This window comes from Streptomyces sp. A01 (genome assembly GCF_059026195.1).
Genome location: NZ_JBWLKN010000009.1, coordinates 269,074 through 290,607, shown reverse-complemented (window position 1 = coordinate 290,607; position 21,534 = coordinate 269,074). Strand labels below are relative to the sequence as shown.

The 21,534-nt window shown below is 71.3% G+C and carries 14 protein-coding genes and 1 pseudogene; 7 read left to right on the top strand and 8 right to left on the bottom strand.

Translation table 11 applies throughout. The features are described 5' to 3' along the window. Positions 1–398 precede the first annotated feature (398 nt). Positions 399–1,244, top strand: coding sequence for a hypothetical protein (locus AC5P1B_RS15325; protein ID WP_493887637.1), 846 nt, complete (start codon positions 399–401; stop codon positions 1,242–1,244). Positions 1,245–1,558: 314 nt separating this feature from the next. Here AC5P1B_RS15325 and AC5P1B_RS15320 read toward each other — a convergent pair. Then, positions 1,559–2,035, bottom strand: a pseudogene (locus AC5P1B_RS15320) (MarR family winged helix-turn-helix transcriptional regulator); the annotation flags it as partial. Positions 2,036–2,244: 209 nt separating this feature from the next. Between AC5P1B_RS15320 and AC5P1B_RS15315 the strand changes: the two are divergent. Both AC5P1B_RS15315 and AC5P1B_RS15310 read left to right on the top strand, forming a co-directional pair. Continuing rightward, on the top strand, positions 2,245–3,084 hold the full coding sequence (locus AC5P1B_RS15315; protein WP_493887635.1) for a lysozyme: 840 nt from the start codon (positions 2,245–2,247) through the stop codon (positions 3,082–3,084). A gap of 394 nt (positions 3,085–3,478) precedes the next feature. Continuing rightward, complete coding sequence (locus tag AC5P1B_RS15310; protein ID WP_493887633.1) at positions 3,479–4,303, top strand: lysozyme; 825 nt, start codon at positions 3,479–3,481, stop codon at positions 4,301–4,303. A gap of 91 nt (positions 4,304–4,394) precedes the next feature. Here the strand turns inward: AC5P1B_RS15310 and lon are convergent, their stop codons facing one another. The 6 genes from lon to AC5P1B_RS15280 form a co-directional block, all read right to left on the bottom strand. Beyond that, complete coding sequence (lon, locus tag AC5P1B_RS15305) at positions 4,395–6,878, bottom strand: endopeptidase La (RefSeq protein WP_493887632.1); 2,484 nt, start codon at positions 6,876–6,878, stop codon at positions 4,395–4,397. Between the two features lie 138 nt (positions 6,879–7,016). Further along, positions 7,017–7,925, bottom strand: a complete 909-nt coding sequence (locus AC5P1B_RS15300; protein WP_493887631.1) for a hypothetical protein — start codon at positions 7,923–7,925, stop codon at positions 7,017–7,019. 15 nt (positions 7,926–7,940) lie between these two features. Continuing rightward, positions 7,941–9,038 carry a hypothetical protein gene (locus AC5P1B_RS15295; protein ID WP_493887630.1) on the bottom strand — a complete coding sequence of 366 codons (1,098 nt, stop codon included), beginning with the start codon at positions 9,036–9,038 and terminating at the stop codon, positions 7,941–7,943. A 20-nt stretch (positions 9,039–9,058) separates the two neighbouring features. Then, positions 9,059–9,277 carry a hypothetical protein gene (locus AC5P1B_RS15290; protein WP_493887629.1) on the bottom strand — a complete coding sequence of 73 codons (219 nt, stop codon included), beginning with the start codon at positions 9,275–9,277 and terminating at the stop codon, positions 9,059–9,061. A gap of 138 nt (positions 9,278–9,415) precedes the next feature. Next, positions 9,416–9,808: a VOC family protein gene (locus AC5P1B_RS15285; protein ID WP_493887670.1), complete on the bottom strand. Its 393-nt coding sequence runs from the start codon at positions 9,806–9,808 to the stop codon at positions 9,416–9,418. A gap of 218 nt (positions 9,809–10,026) precedes the next feature. Continuing rightward, positions 10,027–11,001 (bottom strand): rhomboid-like protein, encoded by a 975-nt coding sequence (locus AC5P1B_RS15280; protein ID WP_493887628.1) that lies wholly within the window; start codon positions 10,999–11,001, stop codon positions 10,027–10,029. Between the two features lie 270 nt (positions 11,002–11,271). Here AC5P1B_RS15280 and AC5P1B_RS15275 point away from each other — a divergent pair, with 270 nt between their 5' ends. The 4 genes from AC5P1B_RS15275 to AC5P1B_RS15260 all read left to right on the top strand — a co-directional run bounded on the left by AC5P1B_RS15275 (position 11,272) and on the right by AC5P1B_RS15260 (position 18,369). Further along, complete coding sequence (locus AC5P1B_RS15275; RefSeq protein WP_493887626.1) at positions 11,272–12,216, top strand: spermidine synthase; 945 nt, start codon at positions 11,272–11,274, stop codon at positions 12,214–12,216. 118 nt (positions 12,217–12,334) lie between these two features. Next, positions 12,335–13,084, top strand: a complete 750-nt coding sequence (locus AC5P1B_RS15270) for a response regulator transcription factor (RefSeq protein WP_493887625.1) — start codon at positions 12,335–12,337, stop codon at positions 13,082–13,084. A 163-nt stretch (positions 13,085–13,247) separates the two neighbouring features. Beyond that, positions 13,248–14,318, top strand: coding sequence for a HAMP domain-containing sensor histidine kinase (locus tag AC5P1B_RS15265; RefSeq protein ID WP_493887669.1), 1,071 nt, complete (start codon positions 13,248–13,250; stop codon positions 14,316–14,318). A 238-nt stretch (positions 14,319–14,556) separates the two neighbouring features. Continuing rightward, on the top strand, positions 14,557–18,369 hold the full coding sequence (locus AC5P1B_RS15260; RefSeq protein ID WP_493887624.1) for a multifunctional oxoglutarate decarboxylase/oxoglutarate dehydrogenase thiamine pyrophosphate-binding subunit/dihydrolipoyllysine-residue succinyltransferase subunit: 3,813 nt from the start codon (positions 14,557–14,559) through the stop codon (positions 18,367–18,369). A gap of 100 nt (positions 18,370–18,469) precedes the next feature. Here the strand turns inward: AC5P1B_RS15260 and fxsT are convergent, their stop codons facing one another. After that, positions 18,470–21,472 carry an FxSxx-COOH system tetratricopeptide repeat protein gene (gene fxsT, locus AC5P1B_RS15255; protein WP_493887623.1) on the bottom strand — a complete coding sequence of 1,001 codons (3,003 nt, stop codon included), beginning with the start codon at positions 21,470–21,472 and terminating at the stop codon, positions 18,470–18,472. Between the last annotated feature and the right edge of the window lie 62 nt (positions 21,473–21,534).

Here is a 21,534-nt window from a genome sequence, read left to right as displayed (position 1 = left end):
ACCCGCCGTGATTCCAGGAGGTGACGACAGTTTCGCGATGGTTTGGCCGCGTGCCCGGCTGCCTGACCTCGCACTTGACCCCACTCCTGGTACGGAAACCGACCTTTCCAGTACCGCTGTGCGGCAGGTGCCCATCGACTCCCCGGCCACTCGAACGAGTGAACATCAATCGGAAGTTGACCATCAACTTCCAGCACGGGCCGCAGTCGCGTGCTGACCCTGGCCAGCTGGAAAAGACTTCCGCGTCCTGGCAGGATGCCCGCCCGCAGTTGCGCAGGTGGCCAGTTCACCCCGATTTCACCTCGCCAAAACCACCGTGAAGCGCCTGGTACAGGCCAACGCACCCCCGGCTTGCCGCTCATCAGCTGGACGGGGTGACGGTCCGGCAGACTGGCCACATGCGCCTCGATCTCACCACTGTTCCCGGAGACCTCCAACGCCCCAACGAGGACTACGCGTCAATAGCGCTGCCAGCGTCGGGGCAGGGTGGGGCCCTTGTATTGCTCGACGGCGTGACACCGCCTCCCGACCCTTACGGCTGCTCTCATGACGTCCCCTGGTTCACCGCCCGGCTCGGCGGCGCGCTGCTCGAACTGTCCGGTTCGCGCAGGGATATGCCCCTCACCGACTGCCTCGCCGACGCCATCGTGCGGACCGCTGACGCCCACCGTACAGCCTGTGACCTTTCTCACATTCGCACACCGCAAGCAACCGCCGTCGTGGTGCGGTGGGATGAGGAGCATGTCGAGCATCTGGTCCTCTCGGACTCCGCGTTGCTCATCGAGGCACCCGACGGCAGGGTGACCCCCGTCCTCGACACCCGGCTCGACGAGCTCCCCCAGGCCGTGCGCGAAATGCGGGCCGCCGTACGGGCTCTGCCGCACGGGTCGGCGGAGCGGCGGGCGGCGGGCGCGGAGTTCGGCCGGGCCGTGGAGGCGCTGCGCAACGCCGAAGGCGGCTTCTTCACCGCTGCGGCCGACCCCTCGGTGGCGCGCCTCGCGGTCACCGGGTCGACCCCGCGCGCGGAGGTCAGGGCGCTGGCCGCGCTGAGCGACGGGGCGACGCGCTGGGTCGAGATCTTCCGCGACGGCGACTGGAAGGAATGCTTCGGGCTGCTGCGCAAGGAGGGCCCGCAGGCGCTGATCGACCGCGTCCGGGCAGCGGAGGACGCGGACCCGCTCGGCGAGGCGTTCCCACGCGGCAAGACCCACGACGACGCGACCGCGATCTACGCGGAACTCTGACAAGCCGGGCCCCGGCCGTCACCGGGAGCGCGGAGGCGGGGCGCGCAGGCGGGGCGCGCAGGCGGGAGGCCGGGGCACTCCGGGCGGCCAGGGGGCAGGGCGGGGCGCCGGGGGGCGAGGCGGGGGCCGGAGGCGGAGGCCGGGGCGCCGGAGGCCCGGGTCGCCTACGGCTGGGGAGCGCCGGTCGGCCGGGACTCGCCGGGCCAGGGCTCGCTGCCGGACCGGGGTTCATCAGGACGGGGGGCCTCCTGCTGGGGGCCCGGCGGCTGGGCGGCGGCTGGTGGCCTGGGAGGCTGGCCGGTCACCGGGTCCGGCTCGTGACCGCTGTTCAGCTGATGCAGCAGCCGGGCGAGTTCGGCGACCTCCGCCCGGTCCCAGCCCTCCAGGCGCTGGGCGTAGCGGGCGCGCAGCGCGTCGCGCACCCGGGTGAACCGGCTCCGCCCCTCCTCGGTCAGCTGCACCAGCCAGGCCCGCCCGTCGTCGGGGTCGGGGGCGCGGGCGATCAGCCCAAGGCTCTCCAGGGCTCTCAGCTGACGGCTCATCGTCGCCTTGCCCACCCCGAAGTACGCGGCCAGGTCGGTGGCCCGCTGCTGACCCGCGTCACCGAGCCGCACCAGCAGCCCGTAAGCCGCCGGTTCCAGATCGGGGTGCACTTGGCGGGCCATTTCGCCCGAATTCGCGCGAGCCCGGCGGAGAAAGACGGACAACTCGCGTTCGAGGGCCAAAAACGCGTGGTCAAGCCGCACGTGACCCTCGCCCTCCCCAGGTGTACCGACCCCGGTGTTGTTCACGTCAGCACCTCTCCGGCCTTTCAGCGCGTGAAAGTTTTCCTGCGCCGCGGTTCGTCTCCGCAGCTCCGCCAGTATTTTGCAGGAATAGACCACCGGCACCACCCCGGGCCCCTTCCGTCCCACGCATCTACGCCCGTAGAGTCGTTTTTGACATGCCCACCCCAAGGGCTTGCCGGAACGCCCCCACCGAGGCCATCGGAGGCACGCTCATGCCCGTGCACAGATCCGGTTCCCCCCGCTCCCGCACCGCAGTGGTCGCGGTCCTCGCCGCCTTCCTCGCCATGACGCTCGCGTTCACGCTCCCCGGTACGGCCGCTGCCGCCGGACAGCCCATTCCCCATCCGGAGAACGACTGGATGGGCTCAACCATCCTCGAACACGAGGGCGGTAACCCCGACAACCCGCCACCTCCCTCACTCACCGCCACCGTCGAGGGCGTCGACGTCAGCAGCCACCAGGGCAACGTCGCCTGGTCATCCCTGTGGAACAGCGGCGTGCGCTGGGCGTACACCAAGGCCACCGAGGGCACCACGTACACGAACCCGTACTTCGCCCAGCAGTACAACGGCTCGTACAACGTCGGCATGATCCGCGGCGCCTACCACTTCGCCCTGCCCAACGTCTCCAGCGGCGCCACCCAGGCCAACTACTTCGTCAACAACGGTGGCGGCTGGTCACGGGACGGCAAGACGCTTCCCGGCGCGCTGGACCTGGAATACAACCCGTATGGCGCCACGTGTTACGGGCTGAGCCAGGGCGCGATGGTCAACTGGGTGCGGGACTTCTTCACCACCTACAAATCGCGGACCGGCCGCGACGCGGTGATCTACACCTCCACGAATTGGTGGAAGACCTGCACGGGCGACTACGCGGGCTTCGGCAGCACCAATCCGCTGTGGATTCCGCGCTATGGCTCATCGGTGGGAGAACTCCCGGCGGGGTGGGGTTTCCACACGATGTGGCAGTACACCTCCTCCGGGCCGATCGTCGGTGACCACAACCAGTTCAACGGCGCCTACGACCGGCTCCAGGCACTCGCCAACGGCTGAGGCCACTCTCCCGGACCCGGAGCCCAGGTCCCGCCACGGAGCCGGGGCCAGGCCGGGAGCCGCCGCCCCGGTCGAGGCGAGGACGGGACCGCTGTGAGGCGGCTCTCTGAGCCAGGCGGCTGAACCCGGCGGCCGAGCCGGGCCACGCTCCGGGCAACTGCTCCCGCTGCCTGATTCCATGGACCGCCCAGCCAACCGTTCCACTGGCAGGCGTCCCCGTTTACGCACCACCAACCCCCCACCCTTCGCACGTGGGCTCCTCCTCCCCCAGGAGGGGCCCACCGCACCGTTTCCCCTCGGCTTCATCCCGGCGCTCCCCCACGCACTCCTTCCGGCGTTCTTCCCGCGAATCGGTGCACGTGCTCCGCACTTCCTCTGACGAGAGGCACCCCCCATGTTCCCGAACTCCCTCCGTCGCCGTACCGCCCCCCGCACGGCCTGGCTGACCCTCGCCGTGGCCGCACTGACGACCCTCCCGCTGACCGCGTCCGCAGGAGCCGCCGAACCGGACCCGAAGGACCACCGGGCGGGCTCGATGATCCGCGAGCACGAGGGCGGCGTCCTCCGCAACAAACCGGACAAGCCGCGTGCCGAACAGGTCGCGGGAATGGATGTGAGCAGCCACCAGGGCACCGTGGACTGGAAGGCCGCCTGGGACAAGGGCGCCCGCTTCGCCTACGTCAAGGCCACCGAGGGCACCAGTTACAAGAACCCGGACTACCCTCACCAGTACAGCGGCGCGTACGACGCCGGCATGATCCGCGGCGCCTATCACTACGCCCTGCCCAGCAATTCCAGCGGCGCCGCCCAGGCCGACTACTTCGTCGACAACGGTGGCGGCTGGAGCAAGGACGGCAAGACGCTGCCGCCCGCGCTCGACATGGAGTACAACCCGTACGGCGACACCTGCTACGGCCTCACCGCGGCCGAGCTGGTCAAGTGGATCAAGGACTTCAGCGACACGGTGCGGGCGCGCACGGGCCGGTATCCGACGATCTACACCTCCACCAACTGGTGGACCAAGTGCACCGGCGACGACGCCAGCTTCGGCGAGCACCACCCGCTGTGGATCGCGCGCTACGCGGAGAGCCCCGGCCCCCTCCCCGCGGGCTGGAAGACCCACACCATCTGGCAGTACGCCGACTCGGGCACGTTCCCTGGCGACCAGAACTGGTTCAACGGCTCTCTCGCGCAGCTGGAGGCCCTCGCGACCGGCTGAACGCGCCTCGCCTCGCCGCCGGGGCCCCGGCGAGCGGGACGGCCCCTTCCCGCCGAAGCGGGGAGGGGCCGTCCCGACCGGCCGCGGCCCGTCACGCCGCGACCGGAACCTCCGCGCCGGCGGCACCGGAGGCGGCCTCGGAGCCCGCCTCCGTGGCGGGCGTCAGCGCCAGCTCAAGCACCTGCCGTACGTCCGAGACCGGGTGCACATCGAGCCGGTCCAGCACCTCGGCGGGGACGTCGTCCAGGTCGGGCTCGTTGCGCTTGGGGATGATCACGGTCGTCACCCCGGCCCGGTGCGCGGCCAGCAGCTTCTGCTTCACGCCACCGATGGGCAGCACCCGGCCGGTCAGCGACACCTCACCGGTCATGGCCACGTCCGGACGCACCTGGCGTCCCGACAGCAGCGAGGCGAGCGCCGTGGTCATCGTGATGCCCGCGCTCGGGCCGTCCTTGGGAACCGCGCCCGCCGGTACGTGCAGGTGTACGCCGCGTTCCTTGAGGTCGGCGACCGGCAGCTCCAGCTCGGCGCCGTGCGAGCGCAGGAAGGACAGCGCGATCCGCGCGGACTCCTTCATGACATCACCCAGCTGGCCGGTCAGCGTCAGCCCGGCACCGCCCGTCTCGGGGTCGGCCAGTGACGCTTCGACGAAGAGCACGTCGCCACCGGCGCCGGTGACGGCGAGACCGGTCACCACGCCCGGCACGGCCGTGCGGCGCTCGGCCGGGTCCTGGGCGGACTCGGGGGTGTGGTGCGGCCGTCCGATCAGCGGGCGCAGCTCATCGGTGCCGACCGTGAACGGCAGCTCCCGCTCGCCGAGTTCGTGCTGGGCCGCGACCTTGCGCAGCAGCCGTGCGACGGCCCGTTCCAGGTTGCGTACGCCCGCCTCACGGGTGTACTCCCCCGCGAGCTTGCGGAGCGCCTCGTCCTGGAGCACGACCTCGCCCGGCTCCAGACCGGCGCGCTCCAGCTGCCGGGGCAGCAGGTGGTCGCGGGCGATGGTGACCTTCTCGTCCTCGGTGTAGCCGTCGAGCCGCACCAGGTCCATGCGGTCGAGCAGCGCCTCGGGGATGGCCTCAAGGACGTTGGCGGTCGCCAGGAACACCACGTCGGAAAGGTCCAGTTCGACCTCCAGGTAATGGTCCCTGAAGGTGTGGTTCTGCGCCGGGTCCAGGACTTCGAGCAGCGCGGCCGCCGGGTCGCCCCGGAAATCGGAGCCGACCTTGTCGATCTCGTCGAGGAGGACGACCGGGTTCATCGAACCGGCCTCCTTGATGGCCCGTACGATCCGGCCAGGCAGCGCGCCGACGTACGTACGCCTGTGGCCACGGATCTCCGCCTCGTCCCGCACGCCGCCGAGCGCGACCCGCACGAACTCGCGCCCCATGGCGCGCGCCACCGATTCGCCGAGTGAGGTCTTTCCGACGCCGGGCGGGCCGACGAGGGCGAGCACTGCTCCGCCCCGGCGGCCGCCGATGACGCCGAGCCCACGGTCGGCGCGGCGCTTGCGCACCGCCAGGTACTCGGTGATGCGCTCCTTCACGTCCCGCAGCCCCGCGTGGTCCGCGTCGAGGACTTCCTTCGCGCCCTTGATGTCGTACGCGTCCTCTGTCCGCTCATTCCACGGCAGTTCGAGCACGGTGTCCAGCCACGTCCTGATCCAGCCGCCCTCGGGGCTCTGGTCGGACGCGCGCTCCAGCTTGTCGACCTCCTTGAGCGCCGCCTCCCGCACCTTGTCGGGCAGGTCAGCGGCCTCCACGCGGGCCCGGTAGTCGCCGGACTCGTCCTCAGCGTCGCCGTTCAGCTCGGCGAGCTCCTTGCGTACGGCCTCCATCTGACGCCGCAGCAGGAACTCGCGCTGCTGCTTGTCGACGCCGTCCTGGACGTCCTTGGCGATGGACTCGGCCACGTCCTGCTCGGCGAGATGCTCACTGAGCCAGCCCATGGCGAGCTTCAGCCGGACCACCGGGTCGACGGTCTCCAGCAGCTCAAGGCGCTGGGCGACGCTGAAGAAGGGCAGGTAGCCGGAGTTGTCGGCGAGCTGGGAGACGTCGTCGATCTGCTGTACGCGGTCCACGACCTGCCAGGCGCCGCGCTCGCGCAGCCAGCTGGTGGCGAGGGCCTTGTACTCCTTCATCAGCTCGGCGACCGTGCCGGGCGAGATCTCCCCCTCGCCGTCGGCGGTGGCCTCCTCGACGAGGGTGCCTTCGATCCAGAGCGCCGCGCCCGGGCCCGTGGTGCCCGCCCCGACGCGGATGCGGCGCACGCCCCTGATCAGCGCTCCCGGGTCGCCGTCGGAGAGGCGGCCGACCTGTTCGACGGTGCCGAGCGTGCCCACCCCGGCGTACGTCCCCTCGATCCGCGGGACGAGCAGCACCTGCGGCTTGCCTCCGCCGCCCCCGCCACCGCGGCCTTCGGCGCGGTCGCTCTCCTCGTGGGCGACGGCTTGTGCCGCCTCCACGGCGGCTCGTACATCCGCGTCGGACAGGTCGAGCGGAACCACCATGCCGGGCAGCACTACCTCGTTGTCGAGCGGCAGCACGGGCAGAGTGAGCGGTGTGGACAGCGAAGCCATGATCTCCCCTTAGGCAGGCAAGTTGAGCTATGTAGGCTCAATGCTTCTGATGCCTTTGGTGTTCCCCAGGGGCTGTTCGCTGTGAGCGATCACGTTCGCCGAGCCAGCAGAAGCCGGTTGCCGCGCACTGGGCCAACGTCATCCGGCGGGCCGCTCTTCCCTCACCCGTTCGGCGGTGGCCCGCCAGGGCGCCCGGGGGATGCCCACCAGCGGATACAGCCAGCGCACCGGCGACCTGCCGTGCAGCAGCAGCGGACCGGCCAGTACGGCGAAGACGGCCAGGCCGACGGGCCATCCGAACTGGTGGACCAGGACGCTGGCGATCACCGCGCCCGCGAGGGGCAGCCCGTAGATCCCGGCCGCCGCGATGGCGACAGCTATGACGCGCGGCACCTCGCGGTCCACGTCGGCGCCCGGCAGGGTCCAGCCTTCGGCGAGCCAGCCGATCTCGACAAGGAGCAGGGTGCCGAGCACCGTCGTACCGAAGACCAGCAGCGCGAGGAAGGTGCCGGAGGTCAGGAACTCCAGCACGTTGTTGATGACGCGGTCGTCAGGCCACCGGGCCAGGTCGGCGCGGTTCGTGCTCAGGAACCGCCGGTAGCCCGTGCCGTCCCAGCCGTGGACGAGCACGCCGAAGAGCAGGAAGTGACCGCTGACGGCCAGCAGGAACGCCCAGTACCCGGCGCCCAGCAGGCACAGCGCCTGGGCCAGCAGGAACCCGAGCACCGCCCCGGCCACGGCACCGCCCGCGTACCCGGCGACGAAACCCGCCCAGGCGTCATCGTGTCGGGGGGCGGCGTGCATGGTCGCCCACGACGGGTTCTGCCAGAGCAGGAACAGGCCGCTCGGGACCATCAGTCCAGCGGTGAACAGCACGGTCAGGCACAGATAGGGGCTGGCCGTCCTGGTCAACGCCCGCCAGGCCAGAGGGCCGGGCGGGGCGCCGCTGGTGAAGGCGCGCCAGTGCTGGAGCTGGCGCGCCGCCGACAACGCGAAGGTGGCGCCGGTCGCGAAGGCCCACAAGAGCCCCGCCTGCAAGGGGATCACCGCGAACCCCTCCGGTCAGGCTTCCCGGTCCTGGAAGGCGGGCAGCGCCATCAGGCGTTCCTTCCCCGCGTCGTCCATCAGCCCGACGAGCGGAATCACCGCTTCCCACAGGTCCTGCTTCTGCACCTCAAGGGTCAGCGCTTCCAGGTCCTCGGCGGGAAGCCGGGCCGCCGCGTCGGCGACGATCTTGCGGGAGTCCTCCGCCAGGGCCGTGGCCAGCGGGAGGAAGGCGGACCACAGCCCGGTGGCGACCACCGCGCGCACGATCCCGTCGAGCACCCGCGCGTCCCGCAGCGCGGGCAGTGTGGCCACGGCCCTGCGCTCCTCCTCCGCCAGCAGCGCCACGAGGGGGAGCAGCGCCTGCCACAGATCCTGCTCGTGCGTCGCACGGACCAGACCCTCCAGCCATTCCCTGTCCTGCCGCGCCGTGAGGACGGCGATCTCGGCCTGCCGCTCCACGCCGACCATCCCGGCCACCGCGAGCGCCTCCAGCCACAGGCCGCCGGAGGCGCTGCGGATCACGGCGGCGAGGCGCTCGGCGCCCAGCAGGTCGAGTATCGGGTCGAGCCGGTCCGGCTGGTCGATGTAGTAGCCGGTGCGGAGCACCACCGTGTCGTCGATCAGGCCGATGATGCGGCTGAGCGCGGAGTCCCGCAGGTGTCCTACGAACCGGCCCATGGTGATGACGTCGTCGTTCTCGGCCAGGGCGACGGCTATTCGGACCACGAGGTCCTCATCCAGCTTGTCCACGATGCCCTGTATGCGCCGCGGGTCGAGATGCGCGCAGGAGAGGGCGGTGAAGGAGACGGGCAGCTTCTCGATGATGGCCGCGGCGCGATGGCCCTCCAGTCGACCGGCCACGGCGGCGGCGAGCCGGGGCCCGAGGGCCTTCTGTGAGATGGCGGCGGCGACGGCGGCGGGGACGAGTTTGGTCGCGCCCGCGATCCGTCCCAGCATCTCGGGGGCGCCGTCGAACACGGCGGCGACCGTCTGCTCCCGGAAACGGCGCAGTTCGTCGGCGGGCAGGGAGTTGAGGAAGGCCAACGAGCCGTCGTCGACTCCCAGCAGGCGGGAGACCTTCTCCGCCTCGGCACGGTTACGCAGGGCGTCCATGAGGTGTCGTCACCGTCCCGTCACTTGAAGAGGATCTTGCGGACCGGGCCGCGCGCCAGCGCGGGGACCAGGAGCAACGCCTTTTCCGCCGCCTCCTCCAGCCCGTCGTTCTGCGCCGCGCGCTCGGCGCGCAGCGCGCCCGCGAGAAGCTGGAGCTGTGCCGGGGTGAGCGCCGCGAAGCCCGGGGGCGGCGGCGCGCCGAGTTCGGTGCCGAGTTCAGCCAACGCGTGATCACTCATAAGCCCTCCAGGGGCGAGTGCGAGGGTCGCTGTCGGCCCATGACACTGCTGGCGTTTTGACTAATAGTCAATAAGTCGCGCAACGCCGCACGCCCGGGAAGGGCAGGGGATCACCCGGAACGCGGGAAGGGCCGCCCGCTACCGCTGCGCCATGTACATCAGCTCCCAGACGTGACCGTCGGGGTCCTGGAAGCTTCCGCCGTACATCGGGCCCTCGTCCATGACCGGCTTCCACGGTTTTCCGCCCGCCGCTATCGCCTTCGCGACCGTCTGGTCCACCTGCTCCCTGGAGTCGGCGGACAGGCAGGTGAGGACTTCCTTGGTCTTCGTGGCGTCACTGATGTCGCCGTTGATGAAGTCCCTGAAGCGGCCCTCCTCAAGGAGCATCACGAAGATGTTCTCCTCGACGACCATGCACGAGGTCTTCTCGTCCGAGAAGTCCGGGTTGAACGTGAAGCCGAGCTCACCGAAGAACGTCACCGACCGCTTCACGTCGCTGACCGGCAGGTTCACGAAGATCGTCCGCATGATGCCATCCCCTTCTGTCCGACGTCGGCCCGCCCGGACCGGCTTGGCCGGGATGCGTACTCATGTTCCCTCGCATCGCCTCGCCGGGCGAGAAGAGGGGGAGCGCCGCGACGGCGCACGCTGCCACCGCCAGCCGCCTCCGGGGGTACGAGCCGACCGGCTGGGGCCGTGAGATGAGGCCGTGAGATGGGACCGCCCCTGTCAGGCGCCTGCCCCGGCGCCTACCAGGCGGCTCGCGACCGCTGGATTCGCGCGCCCCGGCGGCGCAGGTACGGCCACCAGGCCAGGCCGCTCAGCAGCGCGATGACGTGCCCCCAGTTGGTCAGCGGGTCGGCCAGCTCGATCAGGTCGAGCGTCAGGACGGCGCAGACCCCGGCCAGCAGCGTCCACCTCGCCCAGCGCGTCAGCAGCCCGGTGAGCGCGGCGAGGCTCGCCAGCAGCCCGTAGCTGATCCCGTAGTCGAGCCGGTCGAGTGAGCTGGCGGGCAGATGACCGGAGGCGACGGACGCGGCGACGGGCAGCTCGGTGAGCAGTGTGGCCAGGACATGGCCGGACAGGAAGACACCCGCCGTGCGCCAGCCGCCGACGCGCCGCTCCAGCACGCTGAGCACCAGCAGGAAGAACAGGATCGACGGCGACATCAAGCCGCCCGCGACCCAGATCCCGCTGGCGACGAGCACCACCAGCGGCCGGTCGGCGAGATTGGAGGCGTCGGAGCTCGATCCCTCCAGCGCCCCGTGCACGGTCCCCGGATCGCCCAGACCGGCGAAGAGGCCGGTGGCCAGGAGGACGGCCGCGTAGCAGAACGTGAACGGGGTACGTGCGGGCGTCGGCGCCACCGCGACCAGCCGGGCGAGCCGGCCCCGGCTTCGGCCCCGCCCCGTGCGTCGCGACGCGGGCCCGAGCTGCGGAGCGTTCACATCCGGCGCGGCCGCCCCCACGGCGGGAGAGGCAGCGGCGGCCGGGGAACCGGCGGTGACGGCGGCCGGAGCCGCGTCCGCCGCGGCGGCGGGCGCGTCCGTACGGGTGACGGCGCCAGCCGTGCTCCCCAGGGCGGCGGCCCTCGTCACGGCGGCCTTCCGCGCGCCCTCGGCCACCAGGTCGCCAGCCCCGGCCTCGCCGGTCACCATGCCAGCGCCGGCACCGACCGCCCGCGCGTCCTCAGCCGTACCAACGGCTGCTCCCGACCTGCTCACCGCGCCGGGACCCCTTTCGCCAAGGCCGCACGAGCCACGCGCGGCGCACTGGCACCACCTTCTGTCATCCGGGGGCGGCACGCCGATGGCCACGGATGTGACGATCATCACACTGGACAACCGACTGCACCTGAACGGCGTCCACACCTTCCCCTCACGCTCGGCCGCGCGCCGCCCGAGCGGTCCGCGGATACTCGCTGGACCGGCCATCGGGGCTCCGCCAAGATGGCCCGGTCCGTCCCGCCTCGCTACTTTCCGGAGGTCCGCACGATGCCCGCGCCGTACGAGTCGACCGCGTACGACCCCGCCCCCGACAGCCGGGGGCCGACGGGCGACCAGCCGCCGGGCGTGGGCGGGCCGGTGGACAGCGGCGGGCCGGAGGCCGATGACCGGCCGGTGACCGTGGACCGCCGGGAAGGCCCGTATGGGGAGGTCGCCCTGCGGCGGCGCGGGCGGGCGCCCGGGGAGGTCTGGGAGATCATCGCCAACGGCTGCTTCCTGATGGACACCTCCGACGGGCGCTCCGAGCGGCTGCTGATCCGCGCCGCGCTCGCCGCCCTGCCCGGCGGCCCAGCCGGGCAGGGCGCGAGGCCCGCCGTGCTGATCGGCGGTCTCGGTGTCGGGTTCTCGCTGGCCGAGGCGGCGGCGGAGCCGCGCTGGGGCCGCATCGTGGTGGCCGAGCGCGAGGACGCGGTGATCGACTGGCATCTGCGCGGCCCGCTCAGCAGCGTCTCCGCCGACGCGCTGGCCGACCCGCGCACGGAGATCCTGCACACCGACCTGGTCGGCTACCTGCGCGGCGCCCCTGAAGCCGCCGCCGCGCCGGACGAGCCGCGCCCGCCCGCCGCCGCACCAGAGCGCCCCCGCCCGGCGTCCGGGCTCCCCCAGGACCCGCCCGGGCACCCCGGACGGCCCGCGCGCGCCCAGCTGTCCCGGCGTTCCCCGCAGCGCTACGACGCCCTGTGCCTCGACATCGACAACGGGCCGGACTGGACGGTGACCGAGGACAACGGCGGCCTGTACTCCCCCGCCGGGCTCGCGGCCTGCCGGGAGTGGCTGAATCCCGGCGGTGTGCTCGCCGTATGGTCCGCGCGGCCTTCGCCCGCTTTCGAGGAAGCGTTGCGTAATGCCGGTTTCACGGCTGTACGGACGGAAGAGATCGCAGTTGCCCGAGGCGTCCCTGACGTGGTCCACCTCGCGATTCGCGGTGCGTAGCCGAGCTACGCACAGTGCGTTTACGCTGCATGCCAGCGAAGGCGGCCAGGGCAGCCAGGGCGAGCACAGCCTGACCGGCCCCGACGCGACAGGCAAGGGACAATGCAGGGGCGGGCGTATGGAGCAGACACACAACGGCCTTGGCGGCGCCGCGGCGACCGCCAACGGGGCCAATGGGGCGCAGCGCCGGGTGCTCGTCGTCGAGGACGATCCCACGATCGTCGACGCCATAGCGGCCCGGCTGCGCGCGGAGGGCTTTCAGGTACGTACGGCTGGCGACGGGCCCTCGGCTGTGGACACCGCGGAGGCGTGGCAGCCCGACCTGCTGGTGCTCGATGTGATGCTGCCGGGGTTCGACGGGCTTGAGGTGTGCCGCCGGGTGCAGGCGCAGCGGCCGGTGCCCGTGCTGATGCTGACCGCGCGCGACGACGAGACCGACATGCTGGTGGGCCTCGGGGTCGGCGCCGACGACTACATGACGAAGCCCTTCTCGATGCGCGAGCTGGCGGCGCGGGTGCACGTGCTGCTGCGCCGAGTGGAGCGGGCGGCGCTCGCGGCGCACACGCCGCGCACCGGCATTCTGCGGCTCGGGGAGCTGGAGATCGACCACGCGCAGCGCCGGGTGCGGGTGCGGGGTGCCGACGTGCATCTCACGCCGACCGAGTTCGACCTGCTGGTGTGTCTCGCGAACACACCGCGCGCGGTGCTCTCCCGTGAGCAGCTGCTCGCCGAGGTGTGGGACTGGGCCGACGCCTCCGGCACCCGGACGGTCGACAGTCACATCAAGGCGCTGCGCCGCAAGATCGGCGCGGAGCGCATCCGTACGGTGCACGGCGTCGGATACGCCCTGGAGACTCCGGCGGCATGAGCGGCGCACGCGCGGCCACCGGCGCGCAGGCGTCAGCGGCGGGGGCGCCGCCGCGCCGCGCGGGCGGGGCGGCGGCCGCATCCCGCGCGACCGTGCGTGGTGCGGTTTGAGCGCGCGACGCGAGCGCCCCGTGAAGGAGTGGCTCACGGACGCCCTCGCCCAGCTGTGGGACGCCCTGCGGCCGCTCGACCCCTACCGGTCGGTGAAGGCCGCGCTGGGCGCGCTGGTCATCATCTCCGTGATCATCACCACGCTGCTGGTCTTCGTCGCGGTCCGGTCGGAGACCGAGCTGCGGATCATCACCATCTTCTCGATCATCGCCTCACTGCTGGTCACCCAGTTCGTGGCGCACACCCTGACGGCGCCGCTGGACGAGATGACGGAGGTCACGCAGGCCATGGCGCACGGGGACTACACCCGGCGGGTGGGCGCGGCCGGACGGCGGGACGAGTTCGGCGATCTGGCGGCGTCCTTCAACCGGATGGCCGCCGATCTGGAGGCCGTGGACACCCATCGCAAGGAGCTGGTCGCCAACGTCTCGCATGAGCTGCGCACGCCGATCACGGCGCTGCGCGCCGTGCTGGAGAACGTGGTGGACGGGGTCTCCGAGGCCGACCCGGAGACGATGCGCACGGCGCTGAAGCAGACGCAGCGGCTCGGCCGTCTCGTGGAGCAGCTGCTTGACCTGTCGCGCCTGGACAACGGGGTGGTGCCGCTGCACGCCCGGCGCTTCGAGGTGTGGCCGTATCTGGCGGGCATCCTCAAGGAGGCCAACATGGCGAGCGGGGCGAGCGCCACCACATCGGGCGCGCACGCGCGTAAGGACGTCCATCTGCATCTGGATGTGTCGCCGTCGGATCTGTCGGCGTACGCGGACGCCGAGCGGCTGCACCAGGTGATGGCCAACCTGATCGACAACGCGGTCAAGCACAGCCCGCAGCACGGCCGGGTGACGGTGCGCGCGCGGCGTGCCGAGGGGCCGCAGAGCCTGTCGCTTGAGGTGCTGGACGAGGGCCCGGGAATTCCCGAGGCCGAGTGGCACCGGGTGTTCGAGCGGTTCAACCGGGGCGGCCCCGAACCGCAGGGGCCGGGCAGCGACGGCGGTACGGGGCTGGGGCTCGCCATCGCCCGGTGGGCGGTGGATCTGCACGGGGGACGGATCAGAGTGGCTGAATCCCCTCGCGGCTGCCGCATCCAGGTCACCCTTCCGGGCAACGCCCGGGAGTCACGTTGACGTAGGGTCGGTGGCGGAAGCACGCATTCAGAGGGCGCGGGCCGACTGAGTTGATCCCTGATGTCCGTGTTACGGGATAAACCCCGTGTGTTTCCCGCCAAGTCATGCCCCGAAACCCGTCGATCAATGTGACTTGCGCGACCCCTGGCCCGTGCGGCCTGCACCAAACGTCCCAACAGGCGTAGCCTTTATTTCCGCTGTCCACCACCTTAGGAAGCGGAAGAGGGCGGTTGCCGCCGTGTCGCCACAGTCCCCCAACACTTCGAGCATCTCGACCGACCAAGACGGGCCAGGGAAGACCCCACCCGCCGAGTTCGGACCCAACGAGTGGCTCGTCGATGAGATCTACCAGCAGTACCTCCAGGACCCGAACTCGGTAGACCGAGCCTGGTGGGACTTCTTCGCCGACTACAAGCCAGGCAAGGACGGGGCGTCGGCCCCTGCCGCAGCTGGCGGAGTAGCCGCTCCGCCGGGCGCCGAGGGCGGAGCCGCACCAACCGCTTCCGCTCCCGCCGCCGCCGCTGGGCCACCACGCACCACGAGCGCCCCGCAGCAGCCGGCCCCAGCCGCCGCTGCCCCCGCGAGCGCCCCGGCGCCGACGGCGGCCAAGCCCGCCACGGCCAAGCCCGTCGCCGCGAAGCCGACCGCCGCCACCGCGGCGCCGGCCGAGCCCGCCGCCGGTCCCGAGTACGTGACGCTGCGCGGCCCGTCGGCCGCCGTCGCGAAGAACATGAACGCCTCGCTGGAGCTGCCGACGGCCACGTCCGTCCGCGCCATTCCGGTGAAGCTGCTGTTCGACAACCGCATCGTCATCAACAACCACCTCAAGCGCGCCCGTGGCGGCAAGGTGTCCTTCACGCACCTCATCGGCTACGCCATGGTGCAGGCGCTGAAGGCCATGCCGTCGATGAACTACTCCTTCACGGAGAAGGACGGCAAGCCGACCCTCGTCAAGCCCGAGCACATCAACCTCGGCCTCGCCATCGACCTGGTGAAGGCCAACGGTGACCGGCAGCTGGTCGTCGCGGCGATCAAGAAGGCCGAGACGCTCAACTTCTTCGAGTTCTGGCAGGCGTACGAGGACATCGTCCGCCGCGCCCGGGACAACAAGCTGACGATGGACGACTTCACCGGGGTCACCGCCTCGCTGACGAACCCCGGCGGCATCGGCACAGTGCACTCCGTGCCGCGCCTGATGCCCGGACAGGGGCTCATCCTCGGCGTCGGCGCGATGGACTACCCGGCGGAGTTCCAGGGCACGTCGCAGGACACCCTGAACAAGCTCGGTGTCGCCAAGGTCATGACGCTGACCAGCACGTACGACCACCGCGTGATCCAGGGTGCCGCCTCGGGCGAGTTCCTGCGCATCATGAACCAGCTGCTGCTCGGCGAGAACGGCTTCTACGACGAGATCTTCCAGGCACTGCGCCTGCCGTACGAGCCGATCCGCTGGCTCCGCGACATCGACGTCAGCCATGACGACGACGTCACCAAGGCCGCCCGCGTCTTCGAGCTGATCCACTCCTACCGGGTCCGCGGCCATGTCATGGCCGACACCGACCCGCTGGAGTACCGCCAGCGCAAGCACCCCGACCTCGACATCACCGAGCACGGGCTGACGCTGTGGGACCTTGAGCGCGAGTTCGCCGTCGGCGGTTTCGCGGGCAAGACGATGATGAAGCTGCGCGACATCCTCGGCGTGCTGCGCGACTCGTACTGCCGGACGACCGGCATCGAGTTCATGCACATCCAGGACCCGAAGCAGCGCAAGTGGATTCAGGACCGCGTCGAGCGCCCGCACTCCAGCCCGGAGCGCGAGGAGCAGCTGCGCATCCTGCGCCGGCTGAACGCGGCGGAGGCGTTCGAGACCTTCCTCCAGACGAAGTACGTCGGCCAGAAGCGCTTCTCGCTGGAGGGCGGCGAGTCCGTCATCCCGCTGCTCGACGCCGTCATCGACGCGGCCGCCGAGTCGCGGCTCGACGAGGTCGTCATCGGCATGGCGCACCGCGGCCGGCTCAACGTGCTGGCCAACATCGTCGGCAAGTCGTACGCGCAGATCTTCCGCGAGTTCGAGGGCAACCTCGACCCGAAGTCGATGCACGGCTCCGGTGACGTGAAGTACCACCTGGGCGCCGAGGGCACCTTCACCGGTCTCGACGGCGAGCAGATCCAGGTCTCGCTCACCGCGAACCCCTCCCACCTGGAGGCCGTCGACCCGGTCGTCGAGGGTGTGGCGCGCGCCAAGCAGGACATCATCGGCAAGGGCGGCACGGACTTCACGGTCCTGCCCGTCCAGCTGCACGGTGACGCCGCCTTCGCCGGACAGGGCGTGGTCGCCGAGACGCTGAACATGTCGCAGCTGCGCGGCTACCGCTGCGGCGGCACCGTGCACATCGTCATCAACAACCAGGTCGGCTTCACCGCCGCCCCGGCCGCGTCCCGCTCCTCGATGTACGCCACCGACGTGGCGCGCATGATCGAGGCGCCGGTCTTCCACGTCAACGGTGACGACCCCGAGGCCGTGGTGCGCGTCGCGCGCCTGGCGTTCGAGTTCCGGCAGACGTTCAACAAGGACGTCGTCATCGACCTCATCTGCTACCGCCGTCGCGGTCACAACGAGGCCGACAACCCGCACTTCACGCAGCCGCTGATGTACAACCTGATCGACAAGAAGCGCTCGGTGCGCAAGCTGTACACCGAGTCCCTGATCGGTCGCGGCGACATCACCCTGGAAGAGGCCGAGCAGGCCCTTCAGGACTTCCAGGGGCAGCTGGAGAAGGTCTTCACCGAGGTGCGCGACGCCACGTCGGCCCCGGCTCCGGCCGCTGTGCCCGAGCCGCAGGCCGAGTTCCCCGTGCACGTCGAGACCGCGATCTCCCAGGAGATCGTCAAGCAGATCGCCGAGTCGCAGGTCAACATCCCCGACCGGATCACCGTCCACCCGCGGCTTCTGCCGCAGCTCCAGCGCCGGATGGCGATGGTCGAGGACGGCACGATCGACTGGGCGATGGGCGAGACGCTGGCCATCGGCTCGCTGCTGATGGAGGGCACTCCGGTGCGCCTCGCCGGTCAGGACTCGCGGCGCGGCACCTTCGGCCAGCGGCACGCGGTGCTCGTGGACCGGGAGACCGGCGAGGACTACACCCCGCTGCTCTACCTGTCCGAGGACCAGGCCCGGTACAACGTCTACGACTCGCTGCTCAGCGAGTACGCGGCGATGGGCTTCGAGTACGGGTACTCGCTGGCCCGGCCTGAGTCGCTGGTGATGTGGGAGGCGCAGTTCGGCGACTTCGTCAACGGCGCGCAGACCGTGGTGGACGAGTTCATCTCCTCCGCCGAGCAGAAGTGGGGCCAGACCTCCGGCGTCACGCTGCTGCTGCCGCACGGCTACGAGGGCCAGGGCCCGGACCACTCCTCGGCCCGCCCCGAGCGGTTCCTCCAGCTGTGCGCGCAGAACAACATGACGGTCGCCATGCCGACGCTGCCGTCGAACTACTTCCACCTGCTGCGCTGGCAGGTCCACAACCCGCACCACAAGCCGCTGATCGTCTTCACCCCGAAGCTGCTGCTGCGGCTGAAGGCGGCGGCCTCCAAGACCGAGGAGTTCACCACCGGCGGCTTCCGCCCGGTGATCGGCGACCCCGTCGCCGAGGCCAACGCGGCGGGCGTCCGCAAGGTCGTCTTCTGCTCCGGCAAGGTCTACTACGACCTGGTCGCGGAGCGGGACAAGCGCGGTGCCAACGACACCGCACTGGTCCGCCTTGAGCGGCTCTACCCGCTGCCGGGCAAGGAGCTCCAGGCGGAGATGGCCAAGTACCCGGGCGTGGAGCAGTACGTCTGGGCCCAGGAGGAGCCCGCGAACCAGGGTGCGTGGCCGTTCATCGCGCTGAACCTGATCGACCACCTGGAACTGGGCGTCGGCGCCGACCTGCCTCCCGCCGAGCGGCTGCGCCGGGTCTCCCGGTCGCACTCCTCGTCCCCCGCGGTCGGCTCGAACAAGCGCCACCAGGCCGAGCAGCAGGCCCTGGTCAACGAGGTCTTCGAACTCTGACCTCTCCGGTGACCGGGCGCTGAAGCCCGCTCGTACCGGCCGAAGGCCCGGCTCCCGCTCATCGCGGGGGCCGGGCCTTCGGGTTACGCCCTCCGGCGGGTCAGTGGGCGTGGTTCTCGAAGTCCCAGAACGGCCTGGCCCTGGAGCGCGCCGAGATGGTGTGGACGTGCTGCGGGCCGAGCGTGGACGACAGGGCGCTCAGCGCCGCCTCCTCCACCTTCTCCGCCTGCTGCCGGTCCCGCAGCGCCCGCAGGTCGGCGGCGAGCGCCACCTGGCACGACAGCGCCAGCGGATGGTTGGCGCCCAGTGCCTCGGCCGCCTTGCGGCCGGTCTCCCGGCTCAGCTCGGCGGCGCTCTCCGGGTCACCCGCGAGGTTGCGGGTGGCGGTGGCGTTGAGCGCGACGCCCAGGGTCCACGGGTGCATGCCGCCGACCACATCGGTCATGGCGACCAGCGCCTCCTCGATCAGCATCTCCGACAGCTGCCGCTCCCCGGCCGCGCGCAGCACCAGGGCGTGGTTGACGGAGCTGCCGACGGCATACGGGTGCCGCTTGCCGAGCATCTGGCGGTAGCGGTCGAGGACCCGCTCGCCCAGCGCCCGCGCCAGGTCCAGATCGCCGTGCTCGCGCTGCATGCAGCCGTAGCTGGACGCGGCCATCAGGGTCAGCGGGTCGTCCTCGCCGAGCACCCGTTCGCAGCGCTCCATCATGCAGGCGAGGAGTGCCATGCCCCGGGCGCGATCGCCCGCCCGGTACTGGCACATCGCCAGGTTGTGTTCGGCGCGCAGGGTCTGCGGGTTGTCGGGGCCCATCACGTCGGTGTGCACGAGGGCGCTCTGCTCCTGCACGGAGATCGCTTCCTCGTAGCGGCCGAGCAGGCGCAGGTCCCACGCGTAGTTGATCTCGGAGAACAGGGTCCAGTTGTGCCGGGGCCGCAGATACTCGCGGCGGGCCTCCAGCGCCCTGCGGTCCATGTCGAGCGCCTCGCTGTACCGCCCGAGGACGCGGTAGGAGACGGCGAGGTTGTTGAGCGCGCCGAGCGTACGGGAGTCCTGCTCGCCGACCAGCTCGGTGTAGCCCTTCAGCACCGTCTGCTGGAGCTCCAGCGCCTCGTCGTAGCGGGCGAGGGCGCGCAGGTCGGCGGCGAGGCCGGTGGCGGCGCGCAGCAGGTCGAGGTCCTGCTGGCCGCGCTCCTCCCGCAGGTGGTTCACGGCCTCCCGGTCCAGCTTCTCGGCCTCGCTGTACCTGCCGACGGAGCGCAGCAGGTTGACGTGGTGGTAGTCGAGGTCCCAGATCCGCTGGTGGGTGGGGCCGAGGAGTTCGCGCCACTGGGGCGCGGCCTGTTCGGCGATCTGGAGTCCGGAGCGGTACTCGCCGCTGAGGAAGAGGTAGCGCAGGCAGTTCAGGACCAGCCGCTGCACGGCGCCGTGGGCGCTGGAGAGCGCCCCCGACGCCTCCAGGTGCGGCACCAGTTCCGCGTAACGGGGCCACAGCCGTGTGTCGGTGGGCCGGCCGGGGTCGGAGTTGGCCAGCGCCCTGCGGGCCACCCTGGAGTACCGCTCGCGGTCCTCCTCCGGCATGCCCGCCCGCACGGTCTGGTGGACCATGCGGTGCAGGTGCAGGATCTCGGTGCCCGCGGTGGGCTCGTCGGTGCCCTCCTCCGGGTTGTCGGTGCGGACCACCGAGTACTGCACGAGCTTGCTGATCGAGGACGTCCAGCGCAGCGGGTCGTCCATCAGCCCGCGCAGCTGCTCGGGCAGGTCGCGCGCGGGCAGGTCGCGCAGCAGCCCCAGCGGGACGGGGCCCGGGGCGAAGAACGAGCACAGCCGCAGCAGGTCCACCGCCTCGGGCACGGACTCGCGAAGCCGGTTGAGCAGTATCGAGAAGGCCGTGTAGTACGTCATCGGGAAGTCGGCGGCGACCTTCAGACCGACCTCGATGTCGGCGCCGCTGCGCAGCAGTTCGATGTACTCCTCGACCGGCATGGTGGAGTCGTTCAGCGAGCCCGCGGTCTGGTCGAGGGCGAGCGGCAGGTCGCCCAGCGCGTCGGCGAGCAGGTCCGCCTCGTGCGGCGAGATGCGGCGGGCCCGGCGCCGTACGAACGCGACACTCTCGTCCCTGCTGTAGACGGGGACCTCCACGAGGGAGGTGTTGTGCTCGTCCCAGTCCCGGTTCTGCGAGGTGATCAGGACATGCCCGGTGCCGCTCGGCAGCAGGTCGGCGACGGACTCCGGCTCGTCGGCGCCGTCGAGGACGAGCAGCCAGCGGGAGTACGGGGCGCCCCTGCGGAGCGCGTCGTGAACGGCCCGCAGCCGCTCGCCGTACTCAGGGCCCGCCGTCAGGCCCAGCGCGGGGGCGAGTTCGGCGAGCCGCTGGCGCAGGGTGCCGCGCTGGTCGGCCGGGACCCACCAGACCATGTCGTACTCGGAGCCGAACCGGTACACGTACTCGGCCGCGGTCTGCGTCTTCCCGACCCCCGACATGCCGAGCAGGGTGACGACGGCGGCGCCCGACTCCGCCTGGTTGAGCTGGTGGTAGACGTCGCTGAGGGCGCCCTCCCGGCCCGTGAAGCGGATGTTGCGGCGGGGGACACCGCCCCAGACGCGGGGCTGGTCACGGGGGAAGCGGGGGCCTCCCGTCGCGTCCGCCGTGGTCGCGGGGGTGACGGTGAACGGGGTGCCGAGGCGGGCGAGCAGCCTGCGCTCGGCCTCGCGGGGCCCGGCCGCGCCCAGTTCCGCGACGTTGAGCGCGGCGGTCGCCGTGGGCATGGCCGAGCCGGTGACGGTCACGGCGGCGAACCGGTCGGCGTTCGGGGCGACCACGGCGCGCAGGGCCTTGTTCCAGTCGTCGTGGGTGCGGGGACCGAGCTGGAAGAACCAGTCGCTGAGGACGAGCAGGACGCGGCCCTCGGCCAGCATCAGGTCGCGCAGCGCGTCCTCAAGGGGCGCCTCGACCGGCGGGTCCCAGCGCTGGAAGGACACCCGGTGGCCGTGGCGTTCGAGGCGATCGCCGATCCATGCCGCCCAGGCGCGGTTGAATCCGGCGAAGCTGATGGTGACGGGCTGCCGTTCGGCGGCAGCGGGTGACTTGCGCACTACGGCCATCCGACCGTCTCCCTCGTGTTGCTACGTACGATGCGAAAGCGCGCGGGCCGTCCGACAGCCCG

Coding starts and splice junctions, on each gene's coding strand:
- AC5P1B_RS15325 (WP_493887637.1), top strand. CDS start 399: ATGCGCCTCGATCTCACCACTGTTCCCGGAGACCTCCAACGCCCCAAC.
- AC5P1B_RS15290 (WP_493887629.1), bottom strand. CDS start 9,277: ATGAGTGATCACGCGTTGGCTGAACTCGGCACCGAACTCGGCGCGCCG.
- AC5P1B_RS15275 (WP_493887626.1), top strand. CDS start 11,272: ATGCCCGCGCCGTACGAGTCGACCGCGTACGACCCCGCCCCCGACAGC.
- AC5P1B_RS15310 (WP_493887633.1), top strand. CDS start 3,479: ATGTTCCCGAACTCCCTCCGTCGCCGTACCGCCCCCCGCACGGCCTGG.
- AC5P1B_RS15270 (WP_493887625.1), top strand. CDS start 12,335: ATGGAGCAGACACACAACGGCCTTGGCGGCGCCGCGGCGACCGCCAAC.
- fxsT (WP_493887623.1), bottom strand. CDS start 21,472: ATGGCCGTAGTGCGCAAGTCACCCGCTGCCGCCGAACGGCAGCCCGTC.
- lon (WP_493887632.1), bottom strand. CDS start 6,878: ATGGCTTCGCTGTCCACACCGCTCACTCTGCCCGTGCTGCCGCTCGAC.
- AC5P1B_RS15315 (WP_493887635.1), top strand. CDS start 2,245: ATGCCCGTGCACAGATCCGGTTCCCCCCGCTCCCGCACCGCAGTGGTC.
- AC5P1B_RS15295 (WP_493887630.1), bottom strand. CDS start 9,038: ATGGACGCCCTGCGTAACCGTGCCGAGGCGGAGAAGGTCTCCCGCCTG.